This is a genomic window from Streptomyces sp. NPDC050997, from assembly GCF_040660135.1.
Classification (GTDB): domain Bacteria; phylum Actinomycetota; class Actinomycetes; order Streptomycetales; family Streptomycetaceae; genus Streptomyces.
This window is the reverse complement of the sequence record NZ_JBFAGK010000011.1, coordinates 1-26,189: the sequence shown is the minus strand read 5'-3', so window position 1 is coordinate 26,189 and position 26,189 is coordinate 1. Positions and strand designations below refer to the sequence as shown.

General features: G+C 71.0%; 18 protein-coding genes. 11 read left to right on the top strand and 7 right to left on the bottom strand.

The window, feature by feature from the left end; translation table 11 throughout:
* Positions 1–45: 45 nt before the first annotated feature.
* The gene (locus AB0H86_RS24535; RefSeq protein ID WP_362442554.1) at positions 46–3,957 is read left to right on the top strand and encodes a BTAD domain-containing putative transcriptional regulator; all 3,912 of its coding nucleotides are present in this window, start codon (positions 46–48) and stop codon (positions 3,955–3,957) included.
* Between the two features lie 70 nt (positions 3,958–4,027).
* On the opposite strand, the gene AB0H86_RS24530 is transcribed toward AB0H86_RS24535, so the two are convergent.
* From AB0H86_RS24530 to panB, 3 genes are all read right to left on the bottom strand, one after another.
* Positions 4,028–4,846 carry an ABC transporter permease gene (locus AB0H86_RS24530; protein ID WP_362442551.1) on the bottom strand — a complete coding sequence of 273 codons (819 nt, stop codon included), beginning with the start codon at positions 4,844–4,846 and terminating at the stop codon, positions 4,028–4,030.
* Positions 4,843–5,868, bottom strand: coding sequence for an ATP-binding cassette domain-containing protein (locus AB0H86_RS24525; protein WP_362442548.1), 1,026 nt, complete (start codon positions 5,866–5,868; stop codon positions 4,843–4,845). Before AB0H86_RS24525 ends, AB0H86_RS24530 begins: the two co-directional genes overlap by 4 nt.
* Positions 5,869–6,050: 182 nt before the next feature.
* Positions 6,051–6,929: a 3-methyl-2-oxobutanoate hydroxymethyltransferase gene (gene panB, locus AB0H86_RS24520; protein WP_362442545.1), complete on the bottom strand. Its 879-nt coding sequence runs from the start codon at positions 6,927–6,929 to the stop codon at positions 6,051–6,053.
* A gap of 182 nt (positions 6,930–7,111) precedes the next feature.
* Here panB and AB0H86_RS24515 point away from each other — a divergent pair, with 182 nt between their 5' ends.
* From AB0H86_RS24515 to AB0H86_RS24500, 4 genes are all read left to right on the top strand, one after another.
* On the top strand, positions 7,112–8,695 hold the full coding sequence (locus AB0H86_RS24515; RefSeq protein ID WP_362442542.1) for an MFS transporter: 1,584 nt from the start codon (positions 7,112–7,114) through the stop codon (positions 8,693–8,695).
* A gap of 223 nt (positions 8,696–8,918) precedes the next feature.
* Entirely contained in the window at positions 8,919–9,566 is a 648-nt protein-coding gene (locus AB0H86_RS24510) for a TetR/AcrR family transcriptional regulator (RefSeq protein ID WP_362443198.1), read from the top strand.
* A 185-nt stretch (positions 9,567–9,751) separates the two neighbouring features.
* Entirely contained in the window at positions 9,752–10,813 is a 1,062-nt protein-coding gene (locus AB0H86_RS24505) for an endonuclease/exonuclease/phosphatase family protein (protein WP_362442539.1), read from the top strand.
* 109 nt (positions 10,814–10,922) lie between these two features.
* Entirely contained in the window at positions 10,923–12,140 is a 1,218-nt protein-coding gene (locus tag AB0H86_RS24500) for an MFS transporter (RefSeq protein WP_362442537.1), read from the top strand.
* Positions 12,141–12,311: 171 nt separating this feature from the next.
* Here AB0H86_RS24500 and glnA read toward each other — a convergent pair whose 3' ends face one another.
* The gene (gene glnA, locus AB0H86_RS24495) at positions 12,312–13,673 is read right to left on the bottom strand and encodes a type I glutamate--ammonia ligase (RefSeq protein ID WP_362442534.1); all 1,362 of its coding nucleotides are present in this window, start codon (positions 13,671–13,673) and stop codon (positions 12,312–12,314) included.
* A gap of 338 nt (positions 13,674–14,011) precedes the next feature.
* Here glnA and AB0H86_RS24490 point away from each other — a divergent pair, with 338 nt between their 5' ends.
* The 5 genes from AB0H86_RS24490 (at position 14,012) to AB0H86_RS24470 (ending at position 20,704) form a co-directional block, all read left to right on the top strand.
* The gene (locus AB0H86_RS24490) at positions 14,012–14,707 is read left to right on the top strand and encodes a DUF3105 domain-containing protein (RefSeq protein ID WP_362442532.1); all 696 of its coding nucleotides are present in this window, start codon (positions 14,012–14,014) and stop codon (positions 14,705–14,707) included.
* Between the two features lie 11 nt (positions 14,708–14,718).
* Positions 14,719–15,321, top strand: a complete 603-nt coding sequence (locus tag AB0H86_RS24485) for a DUF305 domain-containing protein (protein WP_362442529.1) — start codon at positions 14,719–14,721, stop codon at positions 15,319–15,321.
* A gap of 162 nt (positions 15,322–15,483) precedes the next feature.
* Positions 15,484–17,424 (top strand): S53 family peptidase, encoded by a 1,941-nt coding sequence (locus AB0H86_RS24480; protein ID WP_362442526.1) that lies wholly within the window; start codon positions 15,484–15,486, stop codon positions 17,422–17,424.
* 457 nt (positions 17,425–17,881) lie between these two features.
* Complete coding sequence (locus AB0H86_RS24475; RefSeq protein ID WP_362442524.1) at positions 17,882–19,927, top strand: NAD(+) synthase; 2,046 nt, start codon at positions 17,882–17,884, stop codon at positions 19,925–19,927.
* 282 nt (positions 19,928–20,209) lie between these two features.
* A complete protein-coding gene (locus tag AB0H86_RS24470; protein ID WP_362442521.1) occupies positions 20,210–20,704 on the top strand; it encodes a hypothetical protein in 495 nt (164 codons plus the stop codon).
* Between the two features lie 12 nt (positions 20,705–20,716).
* On the opposite strand, the gene AB0H86_RS24465 is transcribed toward AB0H86_RS24470, so the two are convergent.
* Entirely contained in the window at positions 20,717–21,163 is a 447-nt protein-coding gene (locus AB0H86_RS24465) for a VOC family protein (RefSeq protein ID WP_362442518.1), read from the bottom strand.
* A gap of 45 nt (positions 21,164–21,208) precedes the next feature.
* A complete protein-coding gene (locus tag AB0H86_RS24460; protein WP_362442515.1) occupies positions 21,209–21,817 on the bottom strand; it encodes a pyridoxamine 5'-phosphate oxidase family protein in 609 nt (202 codons plus the stop codon).
* Between the two features lie 158 nt (positions 21,818–21,975).
* On the opposite strand from AB0H86_RS24460, the gene AB0H86_RS24455 reads away from it, so the two are divergent.
* The gene (locus AB0H86_RS24455) at positions 21,976–24,972 is read left to right on the top strand and encodes a bifunctional [glutamine synthetase] adenylyltransferase/[glutamine synthetase]-adenylyl-L-tyrosine phosphorylase (RefSeq protein WP_362442513.1); all 2,997 of its coding nucleotides are present in this window, start codon (positions 21,976–21,978) and stop codon (positions 24,970–24,972) included.
* Between the two features lie 22 nt (positions 24,973–24,994).
* Here the strand turns inward: AB0H86_RS24455 and AB0H86_RS24450 are convergent, their stop codons facing one another.
* Positions 24,995–25,891 (bottom strand): phosphatase PAP2 family protein, encoded by an 897-nt coding sequence (locus AB0H86_RS24450; protein WP_362442510.1) that lies wholly within the window; start codon positions 25,889–25,891, stop codon positions 24,995–24,997.
* Positions 25,892–26,189: the final 298 nt, after the last annotated feature.

The window sequence follows — 26,189 nt, the reverse complement described above, 5'->3', positions numbered from 1 at the left end:
CGCGCCGCGGAAACCCCGTGACCGGCCGCGACGCCACCGGAGACAATGGACCCCGTGCGCTACCGCATTCTCGGCACCACCCAGATACTTCGCCCCGACGGCACCTCCGTCCCGGTCGGCGGGGCGCGGCTTCGCGCGCTGCTGACCGTTCTCGCCCTGCGGCCCGGCCGCACCGTACCCGCGAGCCTTCTGGTGGACGAGGTGTGGGACGGCGACCCGCCCGCCGACGCGACCGGCGCGCTGCAGGCGCTGGTGGGCCGGCTGCGCCGGTCGATCGGCGCGGAGGCGGTCGCCTCGGTGGACGGCGGCTACCGACTCACCGCCCCACCGGACGACATCGACCTGCACCGTTTCGAGCGGCTGGCCGGCGACGGCACCCGGGCGCTGGCCGACGACGACCCCGCCAAGGCGGCCGTCGTCCTCGACGACGCCCTCGCCCTGTGGCGCGGCCCCGCCCTCGCCGACCTCCCCGACCGCACCGCCGAGGCCGCCCGCTGGGAGACCCGGCGTCTCGACGTGCTGCGCGCCCGCCACACCGCCGCCCTCGCCCTCGGCCACGCCGACCAGTCCCTGCCCGAACTGACCGCGCTGTGCGACAGCCACCCCCTGGACGAGTCCCTCCAGACCCTCCGCCTGCGCGCCCTGCGCGACGCCGGCCGCAGGGCGGAGGCCCTGGCCGCCTACGAGGACGTACGACAACTCCTTGCCGACCAACTCGGGACCGACCCGGGACCGGAACTCCGCTCCCTGCACGGCGAGTTGCTCCGCTCCGACGAGAGCGCCCAACCCGGACGCGACGGGCGGGAATCGGGACGCGGCGGAGGAGACCCCATGCACGGTGGAGAGCCCGGGCGCGGCGGGGGGCATCCCGGGCACGTCGGGGGACGGCCCGCGCATGGCGGAGATGGCTCCGCGCACGGTGGCCCCGGCCACGACGGAGACGGCCACGGCGGAGACGGCCACGGCGGAGACGGCCACGGCGGAGACGGCCACGGCGGAGACGGCGGGAGCGTGCCCGGCTCCGGCATACCCGCCCGGGCCTTCGGCTCCCGCGCCCCGGGCACCGCAGCGTCGGCTCCGCACGAGCAGGGCTCGCATGACCAGGGCCCGCATGACCAGGGCCCGCATGACCAGGGCCCGCATGACCAGGGCCCGCATGACCGTGACCCGCATGACCAGGGCTCGCCGGACCAGGACCCGCACGACCGGGGTCAGCAAGCGTCCGGCGTGCATGGTTCGGCTGGCCCGTGGCCGGGCGCCACGGCCCCCGCCGCCGACGGGGACAGCTCCTCCTACGCCCCGGGAGCCCCAGTCTCCGGTCCTCGCGGCCCCGGTCCCGCCGGGCCGGGTTCAGTCGGGTCGGCCGCCACCACCGCCGGCGGCACCGGCACCGGCAGTCGTAGCCACAGCCCCGGCCCTCACGCCACCGCCGTCGGCGCCCCCGCGCCCCCGCCCCCCGGTAACCTCCGCGCCCGCCTCACCTCCTTCGTCGGCAGGGAGGGGGATATCGCGGACGTTCGGGGGGACCTCGCGGGGGCCCGGCTCGTCACTCTGCTCGGGCCTGGTGGGGCGGGGAAGACGCGGCTGTCGCAGGAGGTCGCCGAGACCGTCCGGGACGCGGCTCGGGACGGGGTGTGGCTGGCCGAGCTGGCGCCCGTGGACGACCCGGACGCCGTACCGGAGGCCGTACTCACCGCCGTGGGAGCGCGCGAGACCGTGCTGTACGGCGCCGGCGCCGAGGCGATGCGGGCCGGGGCGGAGCGGCACGACGACCCCGTCGACCGGCTGGCCGAGCACTGCGGCAGGCGGCACATGCTGATCATCCTCGACAACTGTGAGCACGTCGTCGAGGCGGCGGCCCGGCTCGCCGGAGAGCTGCTGGAGCGCTGCCCTGGCCTGACGATCCTGGCCACCAGCCGTGAACCCCTCGGCGTACCGGGGGAGTTGCTGCGACCGGTGGAGCCCCTGCCCGAGCCGGTCGCGCTGAGGCTGCTCGCCGAGCGGGGCGCTGCGGCCCGGCCCGGCTTCCGTGTCGAGGACGATCCGGACGCCGGCGCGGAGATCTGCCGGCGCCTGGACGGACTGCCCCTCGCCATCGAGCTCGCGGCTGCCCGCCTCCGCATGTTGACGCCACGTCAGATCGCCGACCGGCTCGACGACCGCTTCCGTCTGCTCACCTCCGGCAGCCGCACCGTCCTGCCCCGCCAGCAGACCCTCAGGGCCGTCGTCGACTGGTCCTGGGGCCTGTTGGACGAGGCCGAACGGGACGTACTGTGCCGGCTGTCCGTCTTCGCGGGCGGCTGCGATCTCGCCGCCGCCGAGGTGGTCTGCGGCCCGGACGCCTTCGAGGCGCTCGGCTCACTCGTCGACAAGTCCCTGGTCGTGGCGGCGCCTTCGGGCACGGGCGAGATGCGCTACCGGCTCCTGGAGACCGTCGCCGAGTACGCGGGTGAACGGCTCGACGAGGCCGGCGCACGGGAGCGGACCGAGCACGTCCATCTGACCTACTACCGCGAACTCGCCCGCACCACCGACCCGTTGCTGCGCGGCCCCGGTCAACTCGCCGCCATCGAGCGGCTGGAGCTCGAGTACGAGAACCTGCGCACCGCCCTGCGCCACGCCGTCGCCCTCCGTGACGAGCAGGAGAGCATATGTCTGATCCTGTCGCTGGCCAGGTACTGGCAGATGCGCGACGCGCGCATAGAGGCCCGCAACTGGTCCCGGGAGGTGCAGACCCTCGGCCCTGACCCCTTCGCCGAGCCCGTCCGCCCCGCCGCCCCGCTGTGGGAACGCTGCACGGACACCCCGCCCCCGTGGACCGGCGAGGTCCTCGCCGAGGCCCGGCGCGGTATTCATCTCGTCCATCTGGCCTGTATGGACACCGAGTTGGGCGCCTGGCAGACCCCGCGGGCGCAGGCGAAGCTGCGTGCCATCGCCCAGACCTATGAGCCCGGACTTCCGCAGACCTGCCGCAGTCCCGGTTCCCTCTGGTTCTTCGCCGTCATGCTCTCCGGTGACACGGACCGGCTGTTCGAGGTCATTGACGCCACCGTCCGCACCTGCCGGGCGACGCCCGGCTATGAGTGGGAGCTCGCCGCCGCCCTGCAGATGCGCGCCAACCTGCTCGCGAACCGCAGCGACATGGCGGGCGAGGCGTCCCGCGACGCCCAAGAGGCGCTGGAGATCTACCGGGGCATCGGTGACGTGTGGGGTATTGCCGAGGCGCTCGCCGCGCGCGGCGAGGCACACGAGAAGCAGGGCGATTACCAGCGGGCCGCGGCCGACTACGAGGCGGCGATCGAGCACGCCGAAGGGCTCGGCGCACATGCCCAGGTGGCGGTGCTGAACGCCCGGCTGGGCAGTGCGTTGGTGGAGGGGGGCGAGTTCGAGCGCGGCGAGCGCCTGCTGCGTGACGTGATCGAACTCAAGAACGGCACCGGCAACGAGGCGATGCCCGCCGCCCGGCTCTTCCTCGTGGGCAGGCTCGGCATGACCGACCGGGTTCCCGAGGCGCGCGAACAACTACGGTTGCTGCGCGAGGAGTTCAGCATCTCCCACTTCGCCGTCTTCGACGCCTTCCTCCTCGGCGCGGAGGCCTGGCTGGAGGCGGTCGACGGCCGTTACGACAAGTCTCTGGAAGCGGTGCGGAAGGCGCTGGAGCAGGCGGGCGACCCGCTGTCCGAGACCATCGCCCCGTCCATGCGCTCCGGGTTCCTCACCATCGCCGCGACCGCCCTGTCCGGCGTCGACGGCGGCCGCCGCGCCCGCGACGCCGCCCGTTGTCTTGGTGCCGCCGACGCGCTGCTGCCGCCGCGCCATGTCGCCTCGTCCATGGAGCGCGAGGCGTATCGGCGGGCTGTCGAGGCGGCCCGCGCCGCACTCGGCGACGAGGCGTACGACGCGGGATACGCCGAAGGCGGTGGCCTCTCCGCCGCGGAGGCCACCGCCCTGGTCTGACACGCTCTGGTCTGACGCGTCCTGGTCTGGGACGCCCTGGTCCGACCCGCCCCGGTCACGGAGCCCGCGGTCAGCTCTTGGTGCGGAATTTGTAGATCGCGACCGGCGCCATCACCGCCGTGATCGCCACCGACCAGCCCAGCGTCACCCACAGATCGTGCGCGACCGGGCCGCCCACCATCAGTCCGCGCGACGCGTCCGCGAGCGTGGACAGCGGGTTGTAGTCGGTGAAGGCCTGCAGCCAGCCCGGCATCGACTGCGTCGGCGCGAAGATCGACGAGCCGAACTGCAGCGGGAACAGCACCAGGAAGCCCATCGCCTGCACGGACTGCGCGTTCTTCAGGATCACGCCCAGGGTGAGAAACACCCACATGATCGACGAGGCGAACACCGCGGACAGGCCCACGGCGGCCAGGAGACCGCCCCAGTGGTTGATGTCGAAACCGACCAGGACGGCGACGATCATCAGCACGGCGGTCGCGAACAGCATCCGCGTCAGCTCCACCGAGATCTTCGCGAACAGCACCGAGCCGCGCCCGATCGGCAGGGAGCGGAAGCGGTCCATGACACCGGAGTTGAAGTCCTGGCTGAACCCGGTGCCGACGCCCTGGGACAGCGTCATGCTCATCATCGCGATCATGCCGGGGATCACGTACTGCACGTACCCGTCCTGTCCGCCGCCCAGGGCCTGCCCGATCGAGCCGCCGAAGACGTACACGAACAGCAGGGTGAAGACGATGGGCATCAGCAGCGCGTCGAACATCGACTCGGGATCCTGGCGGATCCACAGCAGGTTGCGGCGGATCAGCGCGCCCGTGTGGCGCAGGTGGCCACGCAGCGGGATACGGGCGTCGGCGTCGGTTGTCGGGGTGGCGGTCGCGGCGCTCATACGGCGACCTCCTCGCGGGTCTCGGTGGGCATGGTGTCCTGCGGGGCACTGGCGCGGTGGCCGGTGAGGGACAGGAACACCTCGTCCAGGCTGGGGAGTTCGGTGCTGATGGAGGAGAGGGTGATACCGCGCGCGGTGACCGCGCCGACCACGGCGGTCAGTTGCTCGTCGTTGAGGATCGGCACCAGGACGGTCCCGCTGTCGGCGTCCACGGTGGTGGTCGCCAGGCCCGTGATGCCGAGGTCGTCCAACGCGGCGGCGAGCGGACGCAGTTGTACCGGATCGGCGGGCCGGACCCGCAGCGTCCGGCCGCCGACCGTCGCCTTCAGCTCGTCGATGGCGCCGTTCGCGATGACCTTGCCGCGGTCCACGACGGTCAGCTCGGAGGCGAGCTGCTCGGCCTCCTCCATGTACTGCGTGGTCAGCAGGACCGTCACCCCGTCGCCGACCATGGCCTTGACCTCGGTCCACACCTCTTTGCGGGTACGCGGGTCGAGCCCGGTGGTCGGTTCGTCGAGGAACAGCACCTGCGGGCGCCCGATCATGGAGGCGGCGAGGTCGAGCCGCCGCCGCATACCGCCCGAGTACGTGCTCGCGGGCCGCTTGGCGGCATCGGTCAGCGAGAACCGCTCCAGCAGTTCGTCGGCGCGCGTGCGAGCGTCCTTGCGGGGCAGGTCGAGCAGCCGCCCGATCATGTAGAGGTTCTCCCACCCGGGGAGCTTCTCGTCGACCGAGGCGTACTGCCCGGTGAGCCCGATCACCCGGCGCAGCTGCCTCGGCTGCCGCACGACGTCGTATCCGGCGACGGTCGCCCGGCCGGCGTCGGGGGCGAGCAGGGTGGACAGGATGCGTACGAGGGTGGTCTTGCCGGCGCCGTTCGGACCGAGCACACCCATCACGGTGCCCTCGCGCACGTCCAGGTCGACGCCGTCCAGCGCCTTGGTCTCGCCGTAGTGCTTCACCATCCCCCGCACGGTGACGGCGTTGTTCCCGCCGCTGCGGTTCTTGTCGATTCGCGTCATGCCAAGGACGGTGTCAGGCACCGTCGACAAACCACCGACAGACCACCGACAGGGCTGTGCGGGCGCCTACAGGCCGCCGACAGCAGGCAGCCCGCCGACGGGGGAAGATCGGCGGGCTGCCGTGGTGCCGCAGTGGCTCAGTGGGCCTCAGGCCTCAAAACTCGGGCCTCAGGCCGCAACGCTCAGTGGACGGAGTGCTCCTCCAGCGGGAACGTTCCGCCGACCACGTCCTCCGCGAACGCCTTCACCGCGTTCCCCATGACCTCACGCAGGTTCGCGTACTGCTTCACGAACTTCGGCACCCGGCCACCCGTCAGCCCGAGCATGTCCGTCCACACCAGTACCTGGGCGTCGGTCTCGGGGCCGGCGCCGATGCCCACCGTCGGGATGTGCAGCACCCGGGTCACCTCGGCCGCCAGCTCCGCCGGAACCAGCTCCAGGACCACCGCGAACGCCCCGGCGTCCTGTACGGCCTTCGCGTCCCGCAGCAGCTGCTGGGCCGCCTCCTCGCCGCGCCCCTGGACGCGGTAGCCCATGGCGTTGACGGACTGGGGGGTGAGCCCGATGTGGGCCATCACCGGGATCCCGGACTCCACCAGCAGCTCGATCTGCCGGTGCGAGCGCTCGCCGCCCTCCAGCTTGACCGCCCCGACCCCGGCCTCCTTGACCAGCCGGGTCGCCGAGCGCAGCGCCTGCACCGGACCCTCCTGGTAGGAGCCGAAGGGCAGGTCGCCGACGATCAGGGCGCGCCGGGTGCCCCGTACGACCGCCGCGGAGAGCATGGTCATCTCGTCGAGGGTGACGGGCACGGTGGTCTCGTACCCCAGGTGACAGTTGCCCGCGGAGTCGCCGACCAGCATGACCGGGATGCCGGCCTCGTCGAACACGGACGCGGTCGTCGCGTCGTACGCGGTGAGCATGGGCCACTTCTCGCCCCGCTCCTTGGCGGCGGAGAGGTCGCGAATGGTGATGCGGCGGGTGCCCTTGCCCCCGTACAGCGTCTTGCCGCTGCTGTCGGGGGTGCTGTTCGGGGCAGGCTGGGCAGCCGAGAGCTGCGTCATGGCAACGGCTCCTTCAGTCATCTCGAGGCGCCCTGACGGCGTCCCCGGATCGTCTCCATGGTGGCACCTCGTGCCAGGGAGGGCCAGAGGGGGTCGGTGTGACCGTTCCGGCACGTAAGAGCTGGGTAAAAGATTTACAATACGAGACGGTTCCGTATCGAAATTGCCTTAGTCTCGACCGTATGACAACCGCAGTCCCTGACTCCCGCATACCGGAAGCGGTACACCGGCGCCGCTGGGCGATCCTCGGTGTGCTGATGCTGAGCCTGTTGATCGTGGTGCTCGACAACTCGATCCTGAACGTCGCGATCAAGACGATCTCGACCCCCGCCCCCACCGGCCTGGGCGCCACCCAGAGTGAGCTGGAGTGGGCGATCAACGCCTACACCCTGGTCTTCGCGGGGCTCCTCTTCAGTGCGGGCCTCCTCGGCGACCGGCTCGGCCGCAAGCGGGTCCTGCTCGGCGGCCTCCTCGTCTTCGGCATCGGCTCCGCCCTCGCCGCCACCTCCGGCTCGCCGGGCGAGCTGATCGCCTTCCGCGCGGTGATGGGTCTCGGCGCCGCCTTCGTCATGCCCGCCACCCTCGCCGTCCTCATGAACGTCTTCGAGCGCGAGGAGCAGCCCAAGGCCATCGGCATCTGGGCGGGCGGGGTCGGACTGGCCATCGCCATCGGCCCGATCACCGGCGGCGTCCTGCTCGACCACTTCTGGTGGGGCTCGGTCTTCCTCATCAACGTGCCGATCGTCATCGCCGCCCTCGCGCTGATGCTGTGGCTGGTGCCCGACTCCCGCGACCCGAACCCGGGCCGGATCGACCCCGTCGGCGTGGTGCTGTCCGTCGTCGGCCTGGTCCTGCTCGTCTACGGCATCATCAAGGGCGGCCAGCTCGCCGACTTCACCGACGCGACCGTCCTCGCGACCATCGGCGCCGGTCTGGCCGTCCTCGTCGCCTTCGTCGTGTTCGAGAAGCGCAGCGACCACCCGTCCATCGATGTCACCTACTTCAAGGACAAGGTGTTCTCGGCCGCGATCGCCGCGATCGCGCTGGTCTTCTTCGCGCTGATGGGCGTGACCTTCTTCTCGGTCTTCTACACCCAGAGCGTGCGCGGCTACTCCCCGCTGCAGACCGGTCTGCTGATGCTGCCGCTGGCCGCCGCCCAGCTGATCTTCGCGCCGCGTGCCCGGCTGGTGGTGGACCGCTTCGGATACCGGGCCACCACCACGGCCGGCATGCTGGTCATCGCCGCGATGCTGGCCGCGTTCGCCACCCTGGAGGCGGACACGCCGATCTGGCTCCTGGAGGTGGTCTTCTTCTTCATGGGCACCGGCATGGCGCACATCATGACCCCGGTCAGCGTCGTCATCATGCAGGCGCTGCCTCGCGAGAAGGCCGGCTCCGCCTCCGCGCTCAGCAACACCTTCCGCCAGGTCGGCGGCGCCCTCGGTATCGCCGTCCTCGGTTCGGTCCTGTCCACGGCGTACCGCGGCGGCATCGAGGACAGGCTCGGCTCGCTGCCCGCGGACCTGCGGCACACCGCGGGCGAGTCCATCGAGGCGACCCTGGGAGTCGCCGCCAAGCTCGGCCCGCGGGGCCAGGCCCTCATCGACCCGGCCAACGACGCGTTCCTGCACGCGATGCACGTCACCGCGCTGTGGGGAGCGGGGGTCGCGGTGGTCGGCGCGATCGTGGTGGCCGTATACCTTCCAGGGAAGCCGCCCGCCCCTCAGAAGGGCGAGGAGGAGCAGGAGTTGGTGGCGGCGGACTAGTGTCCTGCGCCTGAGATCCGTCGGTGGATCTGTCTCGTCTCGGCGGTCGGATTCCCGCCGCCGACCAGGCGTGTTGACCGTCCGCGGCTAAGCCGGAACTGCCTAGGAAGGTCCGGCGCAGGACACTGGTACCGCGGCCGGTTCCGGTCGGCCCGGCGGGTGGGCCGGCGCCGACCGGGGAGAATCAGCACAGCCCAGGAAAGGATGGAGCCCCGTGAGCGACGTGAGCGGTCTCGCCGACAGCCGACACCGGCAGGAGGGCCCGGCGCGGGGCCGCCCCCGGAGCGAGGCCGTGGAGCGCGCCATCCTCGAAGGGGTGGTGAAGCTCCTGGAGGAAGGCGTGCCGCTCGCGGAGTTGTCCATCGAGCGCATCGCCCGTACCGCGGGTGTGGGCAAGGCAACCATCTACCGTCGCTGGAGCGGCAAGGAGGAGCTCTTCGTCGACGTCATGCGCGCGGCCGAGCCGCCGGACCTCGAACTCCCCGGCACCTCGATGCGCGACGACCTCGTGGCCCTCCTGGAACAACTGCGTCAGCGTGGCCTGATGACCCGTTCGTCCGCGGTCCTGCACAACGTCTACGCCCAGATGAAGAGCAGCCCGAAGATCTGGGCCGCGTACCACGCGACGGTCGTCGAGCCGCGCCGCCGGCTCCAGGTCGAGGTCCTGCGCCGCGGGCAGGAGAGCGGCCAACTGCGCGCCGACCTGGACGTCGAGCTGATGAACGACCTGTTCGTCGGCCCCATGCTGCTGCGTACCGTGATGCACCCGGACGCCGACCTCCCGGAGGGCCTGTCGGAGCAGCTCGTCGACACGCTCCTCGAAGGACTGCGGCCGACGAGCTCACCACCCGTCAGTTCCTCGCCGACGTAGTCCGCATGTGCGTGTTTCGTCACAGAGCGCGCTTTCCCTCCCATGACCGGAACTGGCGTTGCCGACTTGTACGTCATCGTGCCCGTACGGCCGTCCCGGGGACGGACGGGAAAGGGCCGATCATCCCCTAGGGTCGTAGGACACGAGGGGCGAACGGTGTGCACGGCGGGCAGTGAGGCGACGGTATGGCGCAGCAGGCGTACATGACGGAGACGGACAACCAAGGCTCGGAGCCCGAGCCTCGGGGAACCCGGATCCGGCGCCTGATGAACCGGCTGGTGAACCGTCTGTTCGCCGGCTGGCGGGGCGACCGGCGGATCTGGCGCCGGGGCCTGGTGCTCACCGCCCTCGCGATACTGGTCGCCCTGATCATGCTGCTGCACGCGCAGATCCCGAACGCGATCGGCAACCTCGGCAGCCTCATCGAGACCTTCCTGCCCTGGCTGGGCGTGTGCGTCCCGGTGCTGCTGGTGCTCGCGGTGGTACGCAGGTCGGTGATCGCGCTGATCGCCGTGCTGTTCCCGGCGATCGTCTGGCTGAACCTCTTCGGCGGGCTGCTCGGCGACAAGGCGGGCACCGGCGGCGACCTCACCGTGGCCACGCACAACGTCAACGCCGACAACCCGGACCCCGCCGGCACCGCCCGTGACGTGGCCGCGTCCGGCGCGGACGTGGTGGCGCTGGAGGAGCTGAAGACCTCGGCGGTCCCGGTGTACGAGAAGGCGCTGGCGTCGACGTACAGGTACCACTCGGTGCAGGGCACGGTGGGCCTGTGGAGCAAGTACCCCATGACCGGTGTCAGGGCCGTCGACATCAAGCTCGGCTGGACGCGCGCCATGCGCGCCGCGGTGACAACGCCCGACGGGCAGGTCGCGGTGTACGTCGCCCATATGCCGTCGGTGCGGGTGAAGATCGAGGCCGGGTTCACGGCCCGGCAGCGGGACACGAGCGCGGACGCGCTGGGCGAGGCCATCGCCCACGAGAAGCTTGCGAAGGTCGTGCTGCTCGGTGACCTGAACGGCACGATGAACGACCGCGCGCTCAACGGCGTCACCGCCCAGATGCGCTCCACACAGGGGGCGGCGGGCAGCGGGTTCGGGTTCAGCTGGCCGGCCTCGTTCCCGATGGCGCGGATCGACCAGATCCTGGTCAAGGGGATCGAGCCCGAGAGCTCGTGGACGCTGCAGGCGACCGGGAGCGACCATCTGCCGGTCGCGGCACGTGTGAGCGTCGACACGTCGTCCTGACCGGGACGACTGGAATAGCGGGCCCGGGCGGCTTTGTTCCGTACTTGAACATAAGAAACAGCAAGACGTACGGAACTCTGCTCTCCCTTTGAAAGGCAATGGTCCCTTCATGCCCCTGGCCCTGCTCGCCCTTGCCGTGGGCGCCTTCGGCATCGGTACGACCGAGTTCGTGATGATGGGCCTGCTGCCCGACGTCGCGGACGATCTGCACATCTCGATCCCCGTCGCCGGACATCTGGTCTCGTCGTACGCGCTCGGTGTGGTGATCGGCGCGCCGCTGCTGGCCGCGGTCACCTCGCGCATGCCCCGCCGCAAGGTCCTGATCGGCCTGATGGCGCTGTTCGTGGCGGGCAGCGTGCTCTCCGCGTTCGCGCCCGACTACCACTGGCTGCTGGCGGCGCGCTTCGTCAGCGGTCTTCCGCACGGCGCCTTCTTCGGCGTGGGCGCCGTCGTCGCCACGAACATGGTGGCGCCGGAGCGCAAGGCCCGCTCGGTGTCCCTGATGTTCCTGGGCCTGACGGTCGCCAACGTCGCGGGCGTCCCCGTGGCCACGCTCATGGGGCAGCACCTGGGCTGGCGGGCCACGTTCCTCGGGGTCGGCTCGATCGGTCTGGTGGCGATAGCCTCGCTGGCCCTGCTGATCCCGCACGACCGGACGGCGGCCGCCGAATCGGGCCTGCGCGGCGAACTCGCGGCGCTGAAGTCCCTCCCCGTCTGGCTGGCGCTCGGTACGACCGTCGCCGGCTTCGGCGCCCTCTTCGCCGCGTACAGCTACATCACGCCGATGCTGACCGACGCCGCCGGGTACGCCGACTCCAGCGTGACGCTGCTGCTGGCGCTGTTCGGTGTCGGCGCGACCGCGGGCAACCTGCTGGGCGGCCGGCTGGCCGACCACTCGCTGCGGGGCACGCTGTTCGGAGGCCTGGTGTCGCTGGTGGTGGTGCTGGCGGTGTTCCCGGTGCTGATGAGCACGGCGTGGAGCGCGGCCGTGGCGGTCGTGCTGCTCGGCTCGGCGGCGTTCGTCACCGGTTCCCCGCTCCAGCTGATGGTCATGGAGAAGGCGTCGGCGGCCCCGTCCCTGGCGTCCTCCGCCAACCAGGCCGCGTTCAACATGGCGAACGCCGGCGGCGCGTGGATCGGCGGCGTCGCACTGGCCGCCGGCTTCGGCGTGACGTCTCCGGCGACGGCCGGCGCGGCCCTGGCCGTGCTCGGACTGGCGGTGGCCGGCGCGGCGTACGCCGTGGACCGCCGCCGGACCCCCGTGAGCGGCCGGGAACGCGTGGTCGCCTCCCACGTCCCGCAGGACCTGGAGGCGGCGCGGTACTGAGCCGCACGTTCCATCCATGCCGGGCGGCGCCGCGACGGCGGCCGACCCGACAGTGAAACGCCTCGGGGCCGACAGTCGAACGACTGTCGGCCCCGAGGCGTTTCGATCAGCGACGCATGCGATCAGCGGCAGACCCGCCGTGGTCAGCGGCAGACCCGCCGTGGCCTGCGCCTACAGCACCGGCAAGCTCTTCCGCAGCTCGAACGCGGTGACCTCGGACCGGTACTCCTCCCACTCCTGCCGCTTGTTGCGCAGGAAGAAGTCGAAGACGTGCTCGCCGAGGGTCTCGGCGACCAGGTCGCTGCGTTCCATCAGGGAGAGTGCCTCGCCCAGGTTCTGGGGCAGCGGCTCGATGCCCATCGCGCGGCGTTCGGCGTCGGAGAGGGCCCAGACGTCGTCCTCGGCGCCCGGGGGAAGCTCGTAGCCCTCCTCGACGCCCTTGAGGCCGGCGGCCAGGAGGACCGCGTACGCCAGGTACGGGTTGGCGCCGGAGTCGATGGAGCGGACCTCGATGCGGGCCGAGCCGGTCTTGCCGGGCTTGTACATCGGGACCCGGACCAGGGCGGAGCGGTTGTTGTGGCCCCAGCAGATGTACGAGGGGGCCTCGCCGCCGGCGCCCGCGGTGCGCTCGGTGCCGCCCCAGATGCGCTTGTAGGAGTTCACCCACTGGTTGGTGACGGCCGAGATCTCCGCCGCGTGCCGGAGCAGACCGGCGATGAAGGAGCGCCCGACCTTCGAGAGCTGGTACTCCGAGCCCGACTCGTAGAACGCGTTGCGGTCACCCTCGAACAACGACAGGTGCGTGTGCATGCCGGAGCCCGGGTGCTCGGAGAACGGCTTCGGCATGAAGGTCGCCTGGACCCCCTGCTCCAGCGCGACCTGCTTCATGACCAGGCGGAACGTCATGATGTTGTCGGCTGTGGAGAGCGCGTCGGCATAGCGGAGGTCGATCTCCTGCTGGCCGGGGGCGCCCTCGTGATGGGAGAACTCGACCGAGATGCCCATCGACTCCAGCATGGTGATCGCCTGACGGCGGAAGTCCATGCCGATGTTCTGCGGGGTGTGGTCGAAGTAACCCGAGTTGTCGGCCGGTGTCGGGCGCGAGCCGTCCAGCGGGCGGTCCTTCAGCAGGAAGAACTCGATCTCCGGGTGGGTGTAGAAGGTGAAGCCCAGGTCGGAGGTGCGGGCCAGGGCGCGCTTGAGCACGTACCGCGGATCCGCGAAGGACGGGGAGCCGTCCGGCATGAGGATGTCGCAGAACATCCGGGCGGTGCCGGGGGCCTCCGCGCGCCAGGGCAGGACCTGGAAGGACGAGGGGTCCGGCTTGGCGATCATGTCGGACTCGTAGACCCGGGCGAAGCCCTCGATCGCGGAGCCGTCGAAACCGATGCCCTCATCGAAGGCTTGTTCGAGTTCGGCCGGGGCCACGGCGACGGACTTGAGGAAACCCAGCACGTCCGTGAACCACAGGCGTACGAACCGGATGTCCCGCTCCTCCAACGTCCGGAGCACGAACTCCTGTTGCTTGTCCATCTTCCGCTTCCCCATCCTTGCTGGTCAGGCCGCCTGTTTTCGGTCCCACGGGAGGCGGTCGGGCACCTGAGCATCCCACCACAACCGCGTTTCGTGCGCATTGCGCACCATGATCGAGAAACCGACCTCGGTGTGTACGCCTCCCATACGGCAGGTGTACTGCTCCGCTGCCCATCTTGCCTGCTCGCACCCACATCCGTAATGCCGGGATCCGCAGACCCTTCTTCGGCCATTCCCGCACCCTCACGGCCAATCCTGCGCCCTCGCTGCGAGAGCCCTTTCCCTCCCCCTTACGATCAGCTGACCGACCGGCCCCTCTTCCCCCAGAAGGACATCTCATGGGCTCCGCCAAGAACAGCAGCGCCAAAGACGGCAGCGCCAAAGACGGCAGTGGCACGGCGCGCAAGGCGCGCATAGAGGAGATGCGGCGCACCGAGCAGTCCCGGGAGCGCCGCAACCGTGTCCTGACCATCGCGGCGAGCGTGGTGGTCGTCGTCGGTCTCGTCGTGGGGACGGTCGTCCTCGTGCAGTCGCAGTCCGACGACGGCGGCAGCACGGCGGCCGACGGAAAGAGCAAGGGCCACTTCGTCACGGGCTCGGACGGCGTGAAGACGTGGAAGGGGACGCTGGGCCGCACCCACGTCACCAAGACGGTGAAGTACCCGACGGAGCCCCCGGTCGGCGGCGACCACAACCAGGTCTGGATGAACTGCAACGGCGACGTCTACACCAAGGAAGTCGACAACATGAACGCCGTGCACTCCCTGGAGCACGGATCGGTGTGGGTGACGTACACCAGCAAGGCCTCGAAGGCGGACGTGGACGCGCTGGCGGCGAAGGTGAAGAAGACGCCGTACACGCTGATGAGCCCGGACGACGAGCAGAAGGACCCGATCATGCTGACCGCGTGGGGGCACCAGCGCACGGTGACCAGCGCCGACGACCCGAACGTCGGCAAGTTCTTCGAGAAGTTCGTGCAGGGCGAGCAGACGCCGGAGCCGGGTGCCGCGTGCACGGGGGGTCTGGCCAAGTGAGGCTCGCCTCAGTGGCCGTCGCCGTGGCCGGGGTGCTGGTCGCGGCGGGCGCCATCAGTTACGCCGTCGCCGAGGACGGGAGTTCGGACGGCGCTCCCGCCGCCGAGTCCGCCGACGCCGGGTTCGCCCGGGACATGGCGGTGCACCACCAGCAGGCCGTCGAGATGTCGTACATCGTGCGCGACCGCACCGACGACGAGGACGTGCGCCGTCTCGCGTACGACATCGCGCAGACGCAGGCCAACCAGCGCGGCATGCTGCTGGGCTGGCTCGACCTGTGGGGGCTGCCGAAGGTGTCCGCGGACCCGCCGATGACCTGGATGGACATGGGGGACATGGCCACCGGCAAGGACGGGGCGCTGATGCCGGGCATGGCGACCAACAGCGAGCTGAAGAAGCTGAACACGCTGAGCGGCAAGCGGGCCGAGGTGCTCTATCTCCAGTTGATGACGGACCATCACAAGGGCGGCATCCACATGGCCGAGGGCTGCGCGGACAAGTGCGCGGTCGGGGTGGAGAAGCGACTCGCGCAGGGCATGGTGGACGCGCAGCAGTCGGAGATCGATCTGATGGCGGGCATGTTGAAGGAGCGGGGCGCGAAAGCGCGTTCCTAGCGGGTTAACCCTCGGTCTTCGTCCCGTGTTAACCCTCAAATGGCCATGTCATTAGCTTACTTGGGCTCCTTTTGACACCCGCATTCCCCTGGCATGAACGGTTCATCGCGAGAGTGGCCAGCGTCGAGTGATCCACTCGCGTCGAACCGCACAGGGGGTTCCATGAGATCCAACCGCGCCAAGGTGCGCGCCGGGGTGAGCATGGCAGCGACACTGCCCATGCTCGCCGGTGCGCTGGCGCTCGGCATACCCGCGGCGCACGCCGCGGACAACTCGGGCCGGGACACGCTCGCGGGCACCAGACCCGCGTGGGCCACGGCCAAGGCCGACAAGGGCGCCACCGTGGACGCCTCCCAGGTCACCGCCCGGGTCTACCTCGCCGGCCGCAACGCCGCCGGCCTCGCCAGGTACGCGAAGGCCGTGTCCGACCCGACCTCGGCGTCGTACGGCAAGTACCTGAGCGCCCATCAGGCGCAGGTCCTCTTCGGCGCGACCGAGGCGCAGGTCGCCGCGGTCAGGTCGTGGCTGACGTCGGCCGGTCTGAAGGTCACCGGGGCGACCCGGCACTACCTCACCGTCTCCGGTGACGTCGCCGCCGCCGAGAAGGCCTTCGGCACCCAGCTGCACAACTACGCCAAGGGTTCCAAGACCTACCGCGCGCCCGCGAAGACGGCCTCCGCGCCGGACAGCCTGAACGGCGCCGTCCTCACCGTCACCGGCCTGGACAACGCACCGCACGTGGTCCGGCACTCGGACCAACTGCCGTCACCGGCCGCCGTGTTCAAGAACGCCGGACCGTTCTCCTCGTACTACGGCTCCACCACCGCGAGCACCCTGCCGGACGCCTACGGCGGGAAGGTCCCCTACGCCGTCCAGGGCTACACCGGCAAGCAGCTGCGCGCCGCGTACGGCGCGGGCGGATACACGGGCAAGGGGGTGCGGGTCGCCATCACCGACGCGTACGCCTCGCCGACCATCGCCTACGATGCGGCCACCTACGCGAAGAAGCACGGCGACGCGGCCTATGCCGGCGGACAGCTGCGCCAGGTCCTGCCCAAGAAGTACACGAACACCGAGGCCTGCGACGCCTCCGGCTGGTACGGCGAGGAGACCCTCGACGTCGAGGCCGTGCACGCGGTCGCGCCCGCCGCGAACATCACGTACGTCGGTGCCGCCTCCTGCGGTGACGACGACCTGCTCGACTCGCTGGGCAAGGTCGTCGACAAGCACCTGGCCGACATCGTCACCAACTCCTGGGGCGACATCGAGGCCAACCAGACGCCGGACCTCGCGGCCGCCTACGACCAGGTCTTCCAGCTGGGCGCGGTCGAGGGCATCGGCTTCTACTTCTCCTCAGGCGACAACGGCGACGAGGTCGCCAACACCGGGACCAAGCAGGTCGACACCCCGGCCAACTCGGCGTGGGTGACGGCGGTCGGCGGTACCTCGCTGGCGGTCGGCAAGAACGACACGTACCTGTGGGAGACCGGCTGGGGCACCGAGAAGGCCTCGCTGTCCACGGACGGCAAGAGCTGGACGGACTTCCCCGGCGCGTTCACCTCGGGCGCGGGCGGCGGCACCAGCAGGACGGTCGCCGAGCCCTTCTACCAGAAGGGTGTCGTCCCGAACGCGCTCGCCACGGCCAACAGCGCCGCCGGCAACCGCGTCGTCCCGGACATCGCGGCGATCGCCGACCCGAACACCGGCTTCAAGGTGGGCCAGACGCAGACCTTCCCGGACGGGTCGGAGAAGTACAGCGAGTACCGCATCGGCGGCACCTCGCTGGCCTCGCCGGTGATCGCGGCGGTTCAGGCGCTCGCCCAGCAGGCACGCGGCGGCAAGGCGATCGGCTTCGCCAACCCGTCGATCTACGCGAAGTACGGCACGAAGGCGTACCACGACGTCACGGACAACCCCACGGGCTCCGGCCTCGCGGTGGCCCGCGTCGACTACACCAACGGCTACGACGCGTCGGAGGGTCTGCTCACCTCCGTCCGCACCCTGGGCGCGGACAGCTCGCTCAAGGCCGTGAAGGGCTACGACGACGTCACCGGCGTGGGCACTCCCGCGGGCGGTTACGTGGAGTCGTACCGCCGCCGCTGACGGCAGCGGCAGGGCCCTGGGCGCCCGCTTCCCGACGGGGTTCGTCGGGAAGCGGGCGTTCGCGTGTACGCCCGCTCGACCGGCGGGCGCGGGCGAGCGCGAAGAGGGCGTTGCTGATGCCGCCGACGGTGAGGGTGGCGGCGACGAACAGCCAGTCGCCCACAGTTCCTCCTGCATACCTCTGGCTTACGTGCGTCCTACGTGCGTCGCGATCGCGTCGTACGTCAGTTGTAGGGCAGAAGCGGGCCACCTGTTCTGATTCGCCCGGAATATGCCCACGGCGGGGTGTGCCTGTGGTACCGGCGATACGGAGGGGGCGAGGGGGCCGCCAGCCCATCGTGTCGCTCTGACGATTACACTGACGGTGTGTCTCGACCTGGACTCGACCCGGACTCGTGCTGACGAGATCCTCCGCGCCCGCCCTCCGTGCCTGTCCCCTTCTCCCGAGGAAGCACCCTTGAACTTCTGGTCGGTCTATCAGCACGGCTTCGCCCGCATCGCCGCGTGCACGGGCCACACGGTCATCGCGGACCCGCCCGCCAACGCCGAAGCGGTCCTGCGCCAGGCGCGCGAGTGCGCGCGGGACGGGGTCGCGGTCGCCGTCTTCCCCGAGCTGGGCCTGTGCGGCTACTCGATCGAGGACCTGCTGCTGCAGGACGTGCTGCTGGACGAGGTCGAGCAGGCGGTCCGAACCGTGGTCGAGGGGTCGGCCCAGCTGCTGCCGGTCCTGGTCGTCGGCGCCCCGCTGCGCCACCGCAACCGGATCTACAACTGCGCGGTGATCGTGCACCGCGGCCGGGTCCTCGGCGTCGTGCCCAAGTCGTACCCCCCGAACTACCGGGAGTTCTACGAGCGCCGGCAGCTCGCCGCGGGCGACGACGAGCGCGGCGGGACGATCCGGGTCGCCGGTGAGACCGTGCCGTTCGGCGTGGACCTGCTCTTCGAAGCGGCGGACGTCCCCGGCCTTGTGCTGCACGCGGAGGTCTGCGAGGACATGTGGGTCCCGGTGCCGCCGAGCGCCGAGGCCGCCCTGGCCGGCGCGACCGTCCTCGTCAATCTCTCCGGCAGCCCGATCACGGTCGGCCGGGCCGAGGACCGCAAGCTGCTGTGCCGCTCGGCGTCCTCCCGCTGCCTCGCCGCGTATGTCTACGCGGCGGCCGGTCTCGGCGAGTCGACCACCGACCTGTCCTGGGACGGGCAGACCTTGATCTACGAGAACGGGGCCCTGCTGGCGGAGTCCGACCGCTTCCCGACGGGCGACCAGTACGCGGTGGCCGACGTGGACCTCGACCTGCTGCGGCAGGAGCGGATGCGGATGGGCACGTTCGACGACAACCGCCGTACGCACGCCGCGCGGACCGGGGACTTCCGGACGGTGTCCTTCGAAATCGACCCGCCGACCACGGACCTGGGGCTGCGCCGCCGCCTGGAACGGTTCCCGTTCGTGCCCGCCGACCCCGACCGGCTCGCCCTGGACTGCTACGAGGCGTACAACATCCAGGTCGCCGGACTGCAGCAGCGGCTCGCCGCGATCGGCGGCCCGAAGGTGGTCATCGGCGTGTCCGGCGGCCTCGACTCCACGCACGCGCTGATCGTCGCCGCCCAGGCGATGGACCGCGCCGGCCGCCCGCGCACCGACATCCTGGCCTTCACCCTGCCCGGCTTCGCCACCAGCGACCACACCAAGGACAACGCCCACAAGCTGATGCGCTCCCTCGGCGTCACCGCGGCCGAGCTGGACATCACGCCGACCGCACGGCTGATGCTGAAGGAGATGGACCACCCGTTCGCCTCCGGCGAGCCGGTGTACGACGTCACCTTCGAGAACGTGCAGGCCGGACTGCGCACCGACTACCTGTTCCGGCTCGCCAACCAGCGCGGCGGCATCGTGCTCGGCACGGGAGACCTGTCGGAGCTGGCGCTCGGCTGGTCCACGTACGGCGTGGGCGACCAGATGAGCCACTACAACGTCAACTCGGGCGTACCGAAGACCCTGATGCAGCATCTGATCCGCTGGGTCATCGGCAGCGGCCAGTTCGACGAGGACACCGGGAAGACGCTCGCCGCGATCCTCGACACCGAGATCAGCCCGGAACTCGTACCGGGCGAGGAGATGCAGTCCACCGAGTCCAAGATCGGCCCGTACGCGCTGCACGACTTCACCCTCTTCCACGTGCTGCGCTACGGCTTCAGGCCGTCGAAGATCGCCTTCCTGGCCTGGCACGCCTGGCACGACGCGGAGACCGGCGCCTGGCCGCCCGGCTTCCCGGAGAACAAGCGGGTGGCCTACGACCTGCCTCAGATCCGGCAGTGGCTGGAGGTGTTCTGCCGTCGCTTCTTCGCGTTCGCGCAGTTCAAACGCTCGGCCATGCCGAACGGGCCGAAGGTTTCGGCCGGTGGTTCGCTCTCCCCGCGCGGAGACTGGCGCGCACCGTCCGACAGCACGGCCCACGCCTGGCTACGCGACCTGGCCCGCTTCGACCTGCCGGAGTCGGAGGGCTGACGGCTCGGCGGGTGCGGTGCGGTGCGGGCCGGGCGGGGCGGTGCGCGGGGCCGGCAGAGTCTTGCGGCGCCGGTCCACCGCGTGGGCGGCGGCCGCCGCCAGGCCGAGCCGCCGGTGCCGCGCCGGCCAGGGCCGGCGATGTCGCGCCGAGGCCCGCAGCGCGGCCAGGGCCGCCCCCGATCCAGGCGCCGCCGGCGTTTGGCCAGGTGGAAGAGCGCCTCAGGCCGCCGCCATGGACTGGGCTCCGGCACAATGACCCCATGACTCCGTACCGAAAGGCCGATGCCGCGTAACCGGCCCGGCGCGCTGCGCGGGACGCAGCGGCTTCGACACCGTCCACGCGGTTGGGACGTCCCTGCCCCGGACCGCATCCATGGCCTCTCGGCCCGCACCAGCCTCGCGATTCACCGGTACGAGGCGCTCTCGGCCGACTATTACGTCTTCCCCGGGATCACCGACGCCGCGTTGCGGCGCTATCGGGTCTTCCTGAGCCCGCCGGGGCGCGGGATCCGGTATCCGTACCTGGACGACTGCGACTGCCGGAGCTGCTCCCTCAGGGACGTCAGACACGCCCGCGACCGGCTCGGCACGGCGCTGCGGAACCTGCCTCCGCGGGCCCGTGCCGAGCTGGGGCGCCTGGTCGCGGCGTTGGACGCCGTCTATCTCGCCCGCACCCTGCCGGACCCGTTCGTCACCGTCCGCCGGGAGTGGCGCCCTCACATCTGGTGGTACCGCAGGCTGGAAGGGTGCCGGTACGCGCAGAGCGGGAGCGTCTGATGCCGGCGGCCGTCACTCGCCCCGCGCGGGTAGATCCGCCAGCACCTTGTGCAGCGGCTCGCTCTCCCGGCGTCGGTACTCCTGGATCGCCCAGCCGTTGCCGTCCGGGTCCTGGAAGTACATGAACGTGGCACCGTCGTCGGGCGCGTACCGCACCGGCTCGGAGACAGTCAGGCCGCGCTCGACCAGTTCGGCCCGGGCTGCCTTGATGTCGGCCACGCACAGCTGGAGGCCCTGGTACGAGCCGGGCGCCGGCTTCGGGCCCTTCGCCATGTCCCAGATGGTGTCACCGAGGGCGATCGAACAGCCGGAACCCGGAGGGGTCAGCTGGACGATCCGCATCCCCGGCATGACCTCCTGGTCGATATCCACGTGGAAGCCGACCCGGTCCCGGTAGAAGTCCCGGGCTCGGTCGATGTCGGTCACGGGCAGCGGGATCACTTCGAGCGTGAAGTCCATCGCGGGTCCTCCAGGTCGCCGTAGACGGAAGGGGTGATCGATGGGTCAGGTGAACCGCCACCGCGTCTGGCTGAACGGCTCCCCCTTACCGAAGCCGAAAACCGTGTGGGGCGCCACCGCATAGACGACGGCGTGTCCGGGACCGTGGTGGAAATACCCCTCCCGTACCTCGAAGTGCCAGAAGTCGCCGTACTTGGTCTCCCACGCGGCGGCCAGCTCCCGCAGCCGGCCGTCGTCCGACACCCGTACCGCCTCGCCCTCCACCACCAGGTCGTAGCCCTTGTCCCAGATGTTCGTGCCGGTCGTCAGCACGACGTTCGGGTTGTGCGCGAGGTTCTTCGCCTTGCGTTCGTCCGGCCCGGTGCAGAAGTGCAGCGCGCCGTGCGCCCAGACCGCGGGCAGCGGGGTCACGTGGGGCCGCCCGTCCGGTCGTACCGTCGAGATCCAGAACAGCTCGGCCGAGGCCAGCAGCGCCTCGGCGTCCGGCCAGGGGATCGCGACGGCCGTCTCGTCGCTGTAGCGCGGATCGAGCCGGGACGCGGGGGCCCGCCCGGCGTCCGTCCCTGTGCCCGCAATCGCCCCCGTACCCGCCTCGGCGCCAGAGCCGGCCCCTGTCCTGGTACCGGCACCAGTCGCCGTGTCCTTGTCAGTCATCAGTGGCCCTCCAGACATGTCTCACCTCAGGCCTTCCCCGGCCACCCCGGTACAGACCCGCCGAGCCGTCACAAGTCGTCGGCACACACCCCGGCGCTTCTCGCGACCTCTCCGGTTAGGCTCGGGCGGGTACGACCTTGATCGGACAGGAGGCCGGGATGACGGCGCCGGGGCGCAGGAGCAGTACCTTCACGCGGCTGCTGCGGCACGGTTTCACCGATCCCTCCGCCGCCGAACGCATGCTCGACAGCGTCGAGCTCGCACCCATCAGCCGCGACCCGGTGCTGCTGGAAGCGCTGGGCGCGACCGCCGATCCCGATCTCGCGCTGCACGGCCTCGCACGACTGCTGGAGGCCCAGCCCGACCCCACCGCCCGGCGTGAACTGCTCGACACGGTGATAGCGGCCAAGCCGCTGCGCGACCGGCTGCTCGGCGTGCTCGGCGCCTCCGCCGCGCTCGCCGACCACCTGGCCCGGCATCCGAACGACTGGCACGCCCTCTTCATGTACGAGCCGCGGGACCTGCACCCCGGTGTGGAGGACTTCGAGCGCGGTCTCGCCGAGGCCACCGACCCGGTCGCCCTGCGCGTCGCCTACCGGCGCTGCCTGCTGTCGATCGCCGCGCGGGACGTCTGCGGCACCACCGACATCGCCGAGACCGCGGCCGAGCTCGCCGACCTGGCCACCGCGACCCTGCGCGCCGCCCTCGCCCTGGCCCGCGCCGCCGCGCCCGAGGACGCCGCGCTGTGCCGGCTCGCGGTGATCGCGATGGGCAAGTGCGGCGGCCACGAGCTGAACTACGTCTCCGACGTCGACGTCATCTTCGTCGGCGAGGGGGTCGAGGGCGCCGACGAGGACAAGGCCGTCAGGTCCGCCACCAAGCTCGCCGCGCACATGATGCGGATCTGCTCCGAGACCACCGTCGAGGGATCCATCTGGCCCGTCGACGCCAACCTCCGCCCCGAGGGCAGGAACGGCCCGCTGGTGCGCACGCTCTCCAGCCACCTCGCCTACTACCAGCGCTGGGCCAAGACCTGGGAGTTCCAGGCGCTGCTCAAGGCCCGCCCGGTGGCCGGTGACATCGAGCTCGGTGAGGAGTACGTCGCCGCGCTCGAGCCCCTCGTCTGGAAGGCCGCCGAGCGGGAGAACTTCGTCCCCGACGTGCAGAAGATGCGCCGACGGGTGGTCGAGAACATCCCCGTCGCCGAGATCGAACGCGAACTGAAGCTCGGTCCGGGCGGCCTCAGGGACGTCGAGTTCGCCGTGCAGCTCCTGCAGTTGGTGCACGGACGGGCCGACGCCTCCGTCCGCAGCGGCACCACCCTCAAGGCACTCCAGGCGCTCGCGACCGGAGGGTACGTCGGCCGCTCCGACGCCGTACAGCTCGACGACGCCTACCGCTTCCTGCGTTCCATGGAGCACCGCATCCAGCTCTACCGGCTGCGGCGCACCCACCTCGTTCCCGAGGACGAGGCCGACCTGCGGCGTCTGGGCCGTTCCCTGGGCCTGCGCGCCGACCCGGTGACCGAGCTGACCCGTGAGTGGAAACGGCACACCGGCGTCGTACGCCGGCTGCACGAGAAGCTCTTCTACCGCCCACTGCTCGACGCGGTCGCCCAACTCGCCCCCGGAGAAGCCAGGTTGAGCCCCGAGGCGGCCCGGGAGCGGCTGGTCGCCCTCGGGTACGCGGACCCGGCGGCGGCGCTGCGGCACCTGGAGGCGCTGGCCTCCGGCGTGTCCCGGAAGGCCGCCATCCAGCGCACTCTGCTGCCGGTGATGCTGGGTTGGTTCGCCGACTCCGCCGACCCGGACGCGGGACTGCTCAACTTCCGCAAGGTGTCGGACGCGTTGGGCAAGACACCCTGGTATCTGCGGCTGCTGCGGGACGAGGGCGCGGCGGCGGAGAACCTGGCGCGCGTGTTGTCCGCCGGCCGATTCGCCCCCGACCTGCTGATGCGCGCGCCCGAGGCGGTCGCCCTGCTCGGCGACGGCGACGGCGGCGGCCTCGAACCGCGCGGGCGGGCCCACTTGGAGCAGGAGATCCTCGCCGCGGTCGGCCGTGCGGACGGGGCCGTGCAGGCGGTCACGGCCGCCCGCGGGGTCCGCCGCCGCGAGCTGTTCCGTACGACCGCCGCGGACATCGTCGGCTCCTACGGCACCGAGGCCCAGCAGGCCGAGGCCGACCCGGGCGCCCTCGTGGACAGGGTCGGCGGCGCGGTGTCCGACCTGACGGCGGCCACTCTCGAGGGCACCCTGCGCGCGGTGGTGCGGGACAACTGGGGGGAGGCCCTGCCCACCCGGTTCGCGATCATCGGCGTGGGCCGCCTCGGCGGCCACGAACTGGGGTACGGCTCCGACGCCGACGTGCTGTTCGTCCACGAGCCCCGCGAGGGCGTCGAGGAACGCGAGGCCGCCGACGCGGCCAACAAGGTCGTCTCCGAGATGCGCCGGCTGCTGCAACTGCCCAGCGCCGACCCGCCGTTGCTGATCGACGCGGATCTGCGACCGGAGGGCAAGTCCGGGCCGCTGGTCCGCACGCTCAAGTCCTACGAGGCGTACTACCGCCGCTGGGCCCTGGCCTGGGAGGCGCAGGCCCTGCTGCGGGCCGAGCACGTCGCCGGGGACGCGGAGCTGGGGCGCCGGTTCGTCGAGCTGATCGATCCGTTGCGGTACCCGGAGGCCGGGCTGGGCGACGACGCCGTACGCGAGATCCGGCGGCTGAAGGCACGCATGGAGTCGGAGCGGGTGCCGCGCGGCGCCGACCCCAAACTGCACACCAAGCTCGGGCCCGGCGGGCTGTCCGACGTCGAGTGGACCGTGCAGCTGCTGCAGATGCGGCACGGGGCACAGCTGCCCGGACTGCGGACCCCCCGCACCCGGGCCGCCCTCACCGCCGCCCGTACCGCCGACCTCCTCTCGGCGGAGGACACCGCGACCCTCGACGAGGCGTGGGTGCTGGCGACCCGGGTGCGCAACGCGGTGATGCTGGTGCGGGGGCGGGCCGGCGACACGTTCCCGTCGGAGGCCCGAGAGCTGGCCGCCGTGGGGCGATACCTCGGGTACGGCCCGGGGCACGTCGGGGACATGCTGGACGACTACCGGCGGACGGCACGCCGGGCCCGGGGCGTCGTGGAGGAGCTGTTCTACGGCGGCTGAGCCGACGCCCTCGGGGCGGTGCCTACACTCTCGTCGGCAGCAAGGGGCGGTCCGACTCCTTCCCGTTTCCCTTCCCTTTCGCCTTTTCCGGCTGCCTCTGCGGGATCCGGCGCGGCAGCGCGTACGGCAGGGCGCCGTACCAGAGCCACGCCACCGTGAAGCCGAAGGCCAGGCAGAGGATGCCGCCCACCGCGTCGAGCCAGAAGTGGTTGGCGGTGGCGACGATGACCACCAGCGTGCCCGCCGGGTACAGCAGCCCCAGCACCCGCACCCACGGCACCGACGCCAGCGCGAAGATCGTCAGACCGCACCACACGGACCAGCCGATGTGCATCGACGGCATCGCGGCGTACTGGTTCGACATGTGTTTCAGATCGCCGGAGGCCATCGAACCCCAGGTCTGGTGGACCATGAGGGTGTCGACGAACCGGCTGCCGTTCATCAGGCGCGGCGGGGCCAGCGGATACAGGTAGTAACCGACGAGGGCGACCCCGGTGGTCGCGAAGAGCACGAGACGGGCCGCGGCGTAGCGGCCGGGATGACCGCGGTAGAGCCAGACCAGTACCCCGAGCGTCACCACGAAGTGCAGCGTCGCGTAGTAGTAGTTCATCCCCACGATGAGCCAGGTCACCGAGTTCACCGTGTGGTTGACCCACTCCTCGACGGCCGTGCCCATGCCGTGCTCGACCCGCCAGATCCAGTCGGCGTTGCGCATCGCCTCGGCCCGCTGCTCCGGGACCGCGTTGCGGATCAGTGAGTACGTCCAGTAGCTCACCGCGATCAGCAGGATCTCGAACCAGAGGCGGGGCCGGCGTGGAGTGTGCGATCGGCGTATAAAACCCTTTTCCGTTTCGGCCGCGAGTGTGTTCGGAACGGCCGGTTCGCGGCCATCCTGTGTCGAAACGGTCCTCTCGCCCATAGGGGCAGAGTTTGCCAGAAAAGCCATGTCCCATCGATCATCCCTCGATCGGGTCCGGGACGCACCCCCTCCACCGGGAAGAGGCCTGGAACCTACTGCCGGCGCACTGTGCGGAGCGACAGGCTCCGACTTGAGCAGGGGCTAGTGCCGTGGCGGGCGATGTTCGCCCGTGAAGGAGCGGCGCGCCCGCAGCAGTGAGCCGCGACCGCCGCCACTGCCGGCCCCGCGCCCGGCCCCGATCGAGGGATGATCGATGGGACATGGCTTTTCTGGCAAACTCTGCCCCTATGGGCGAGAG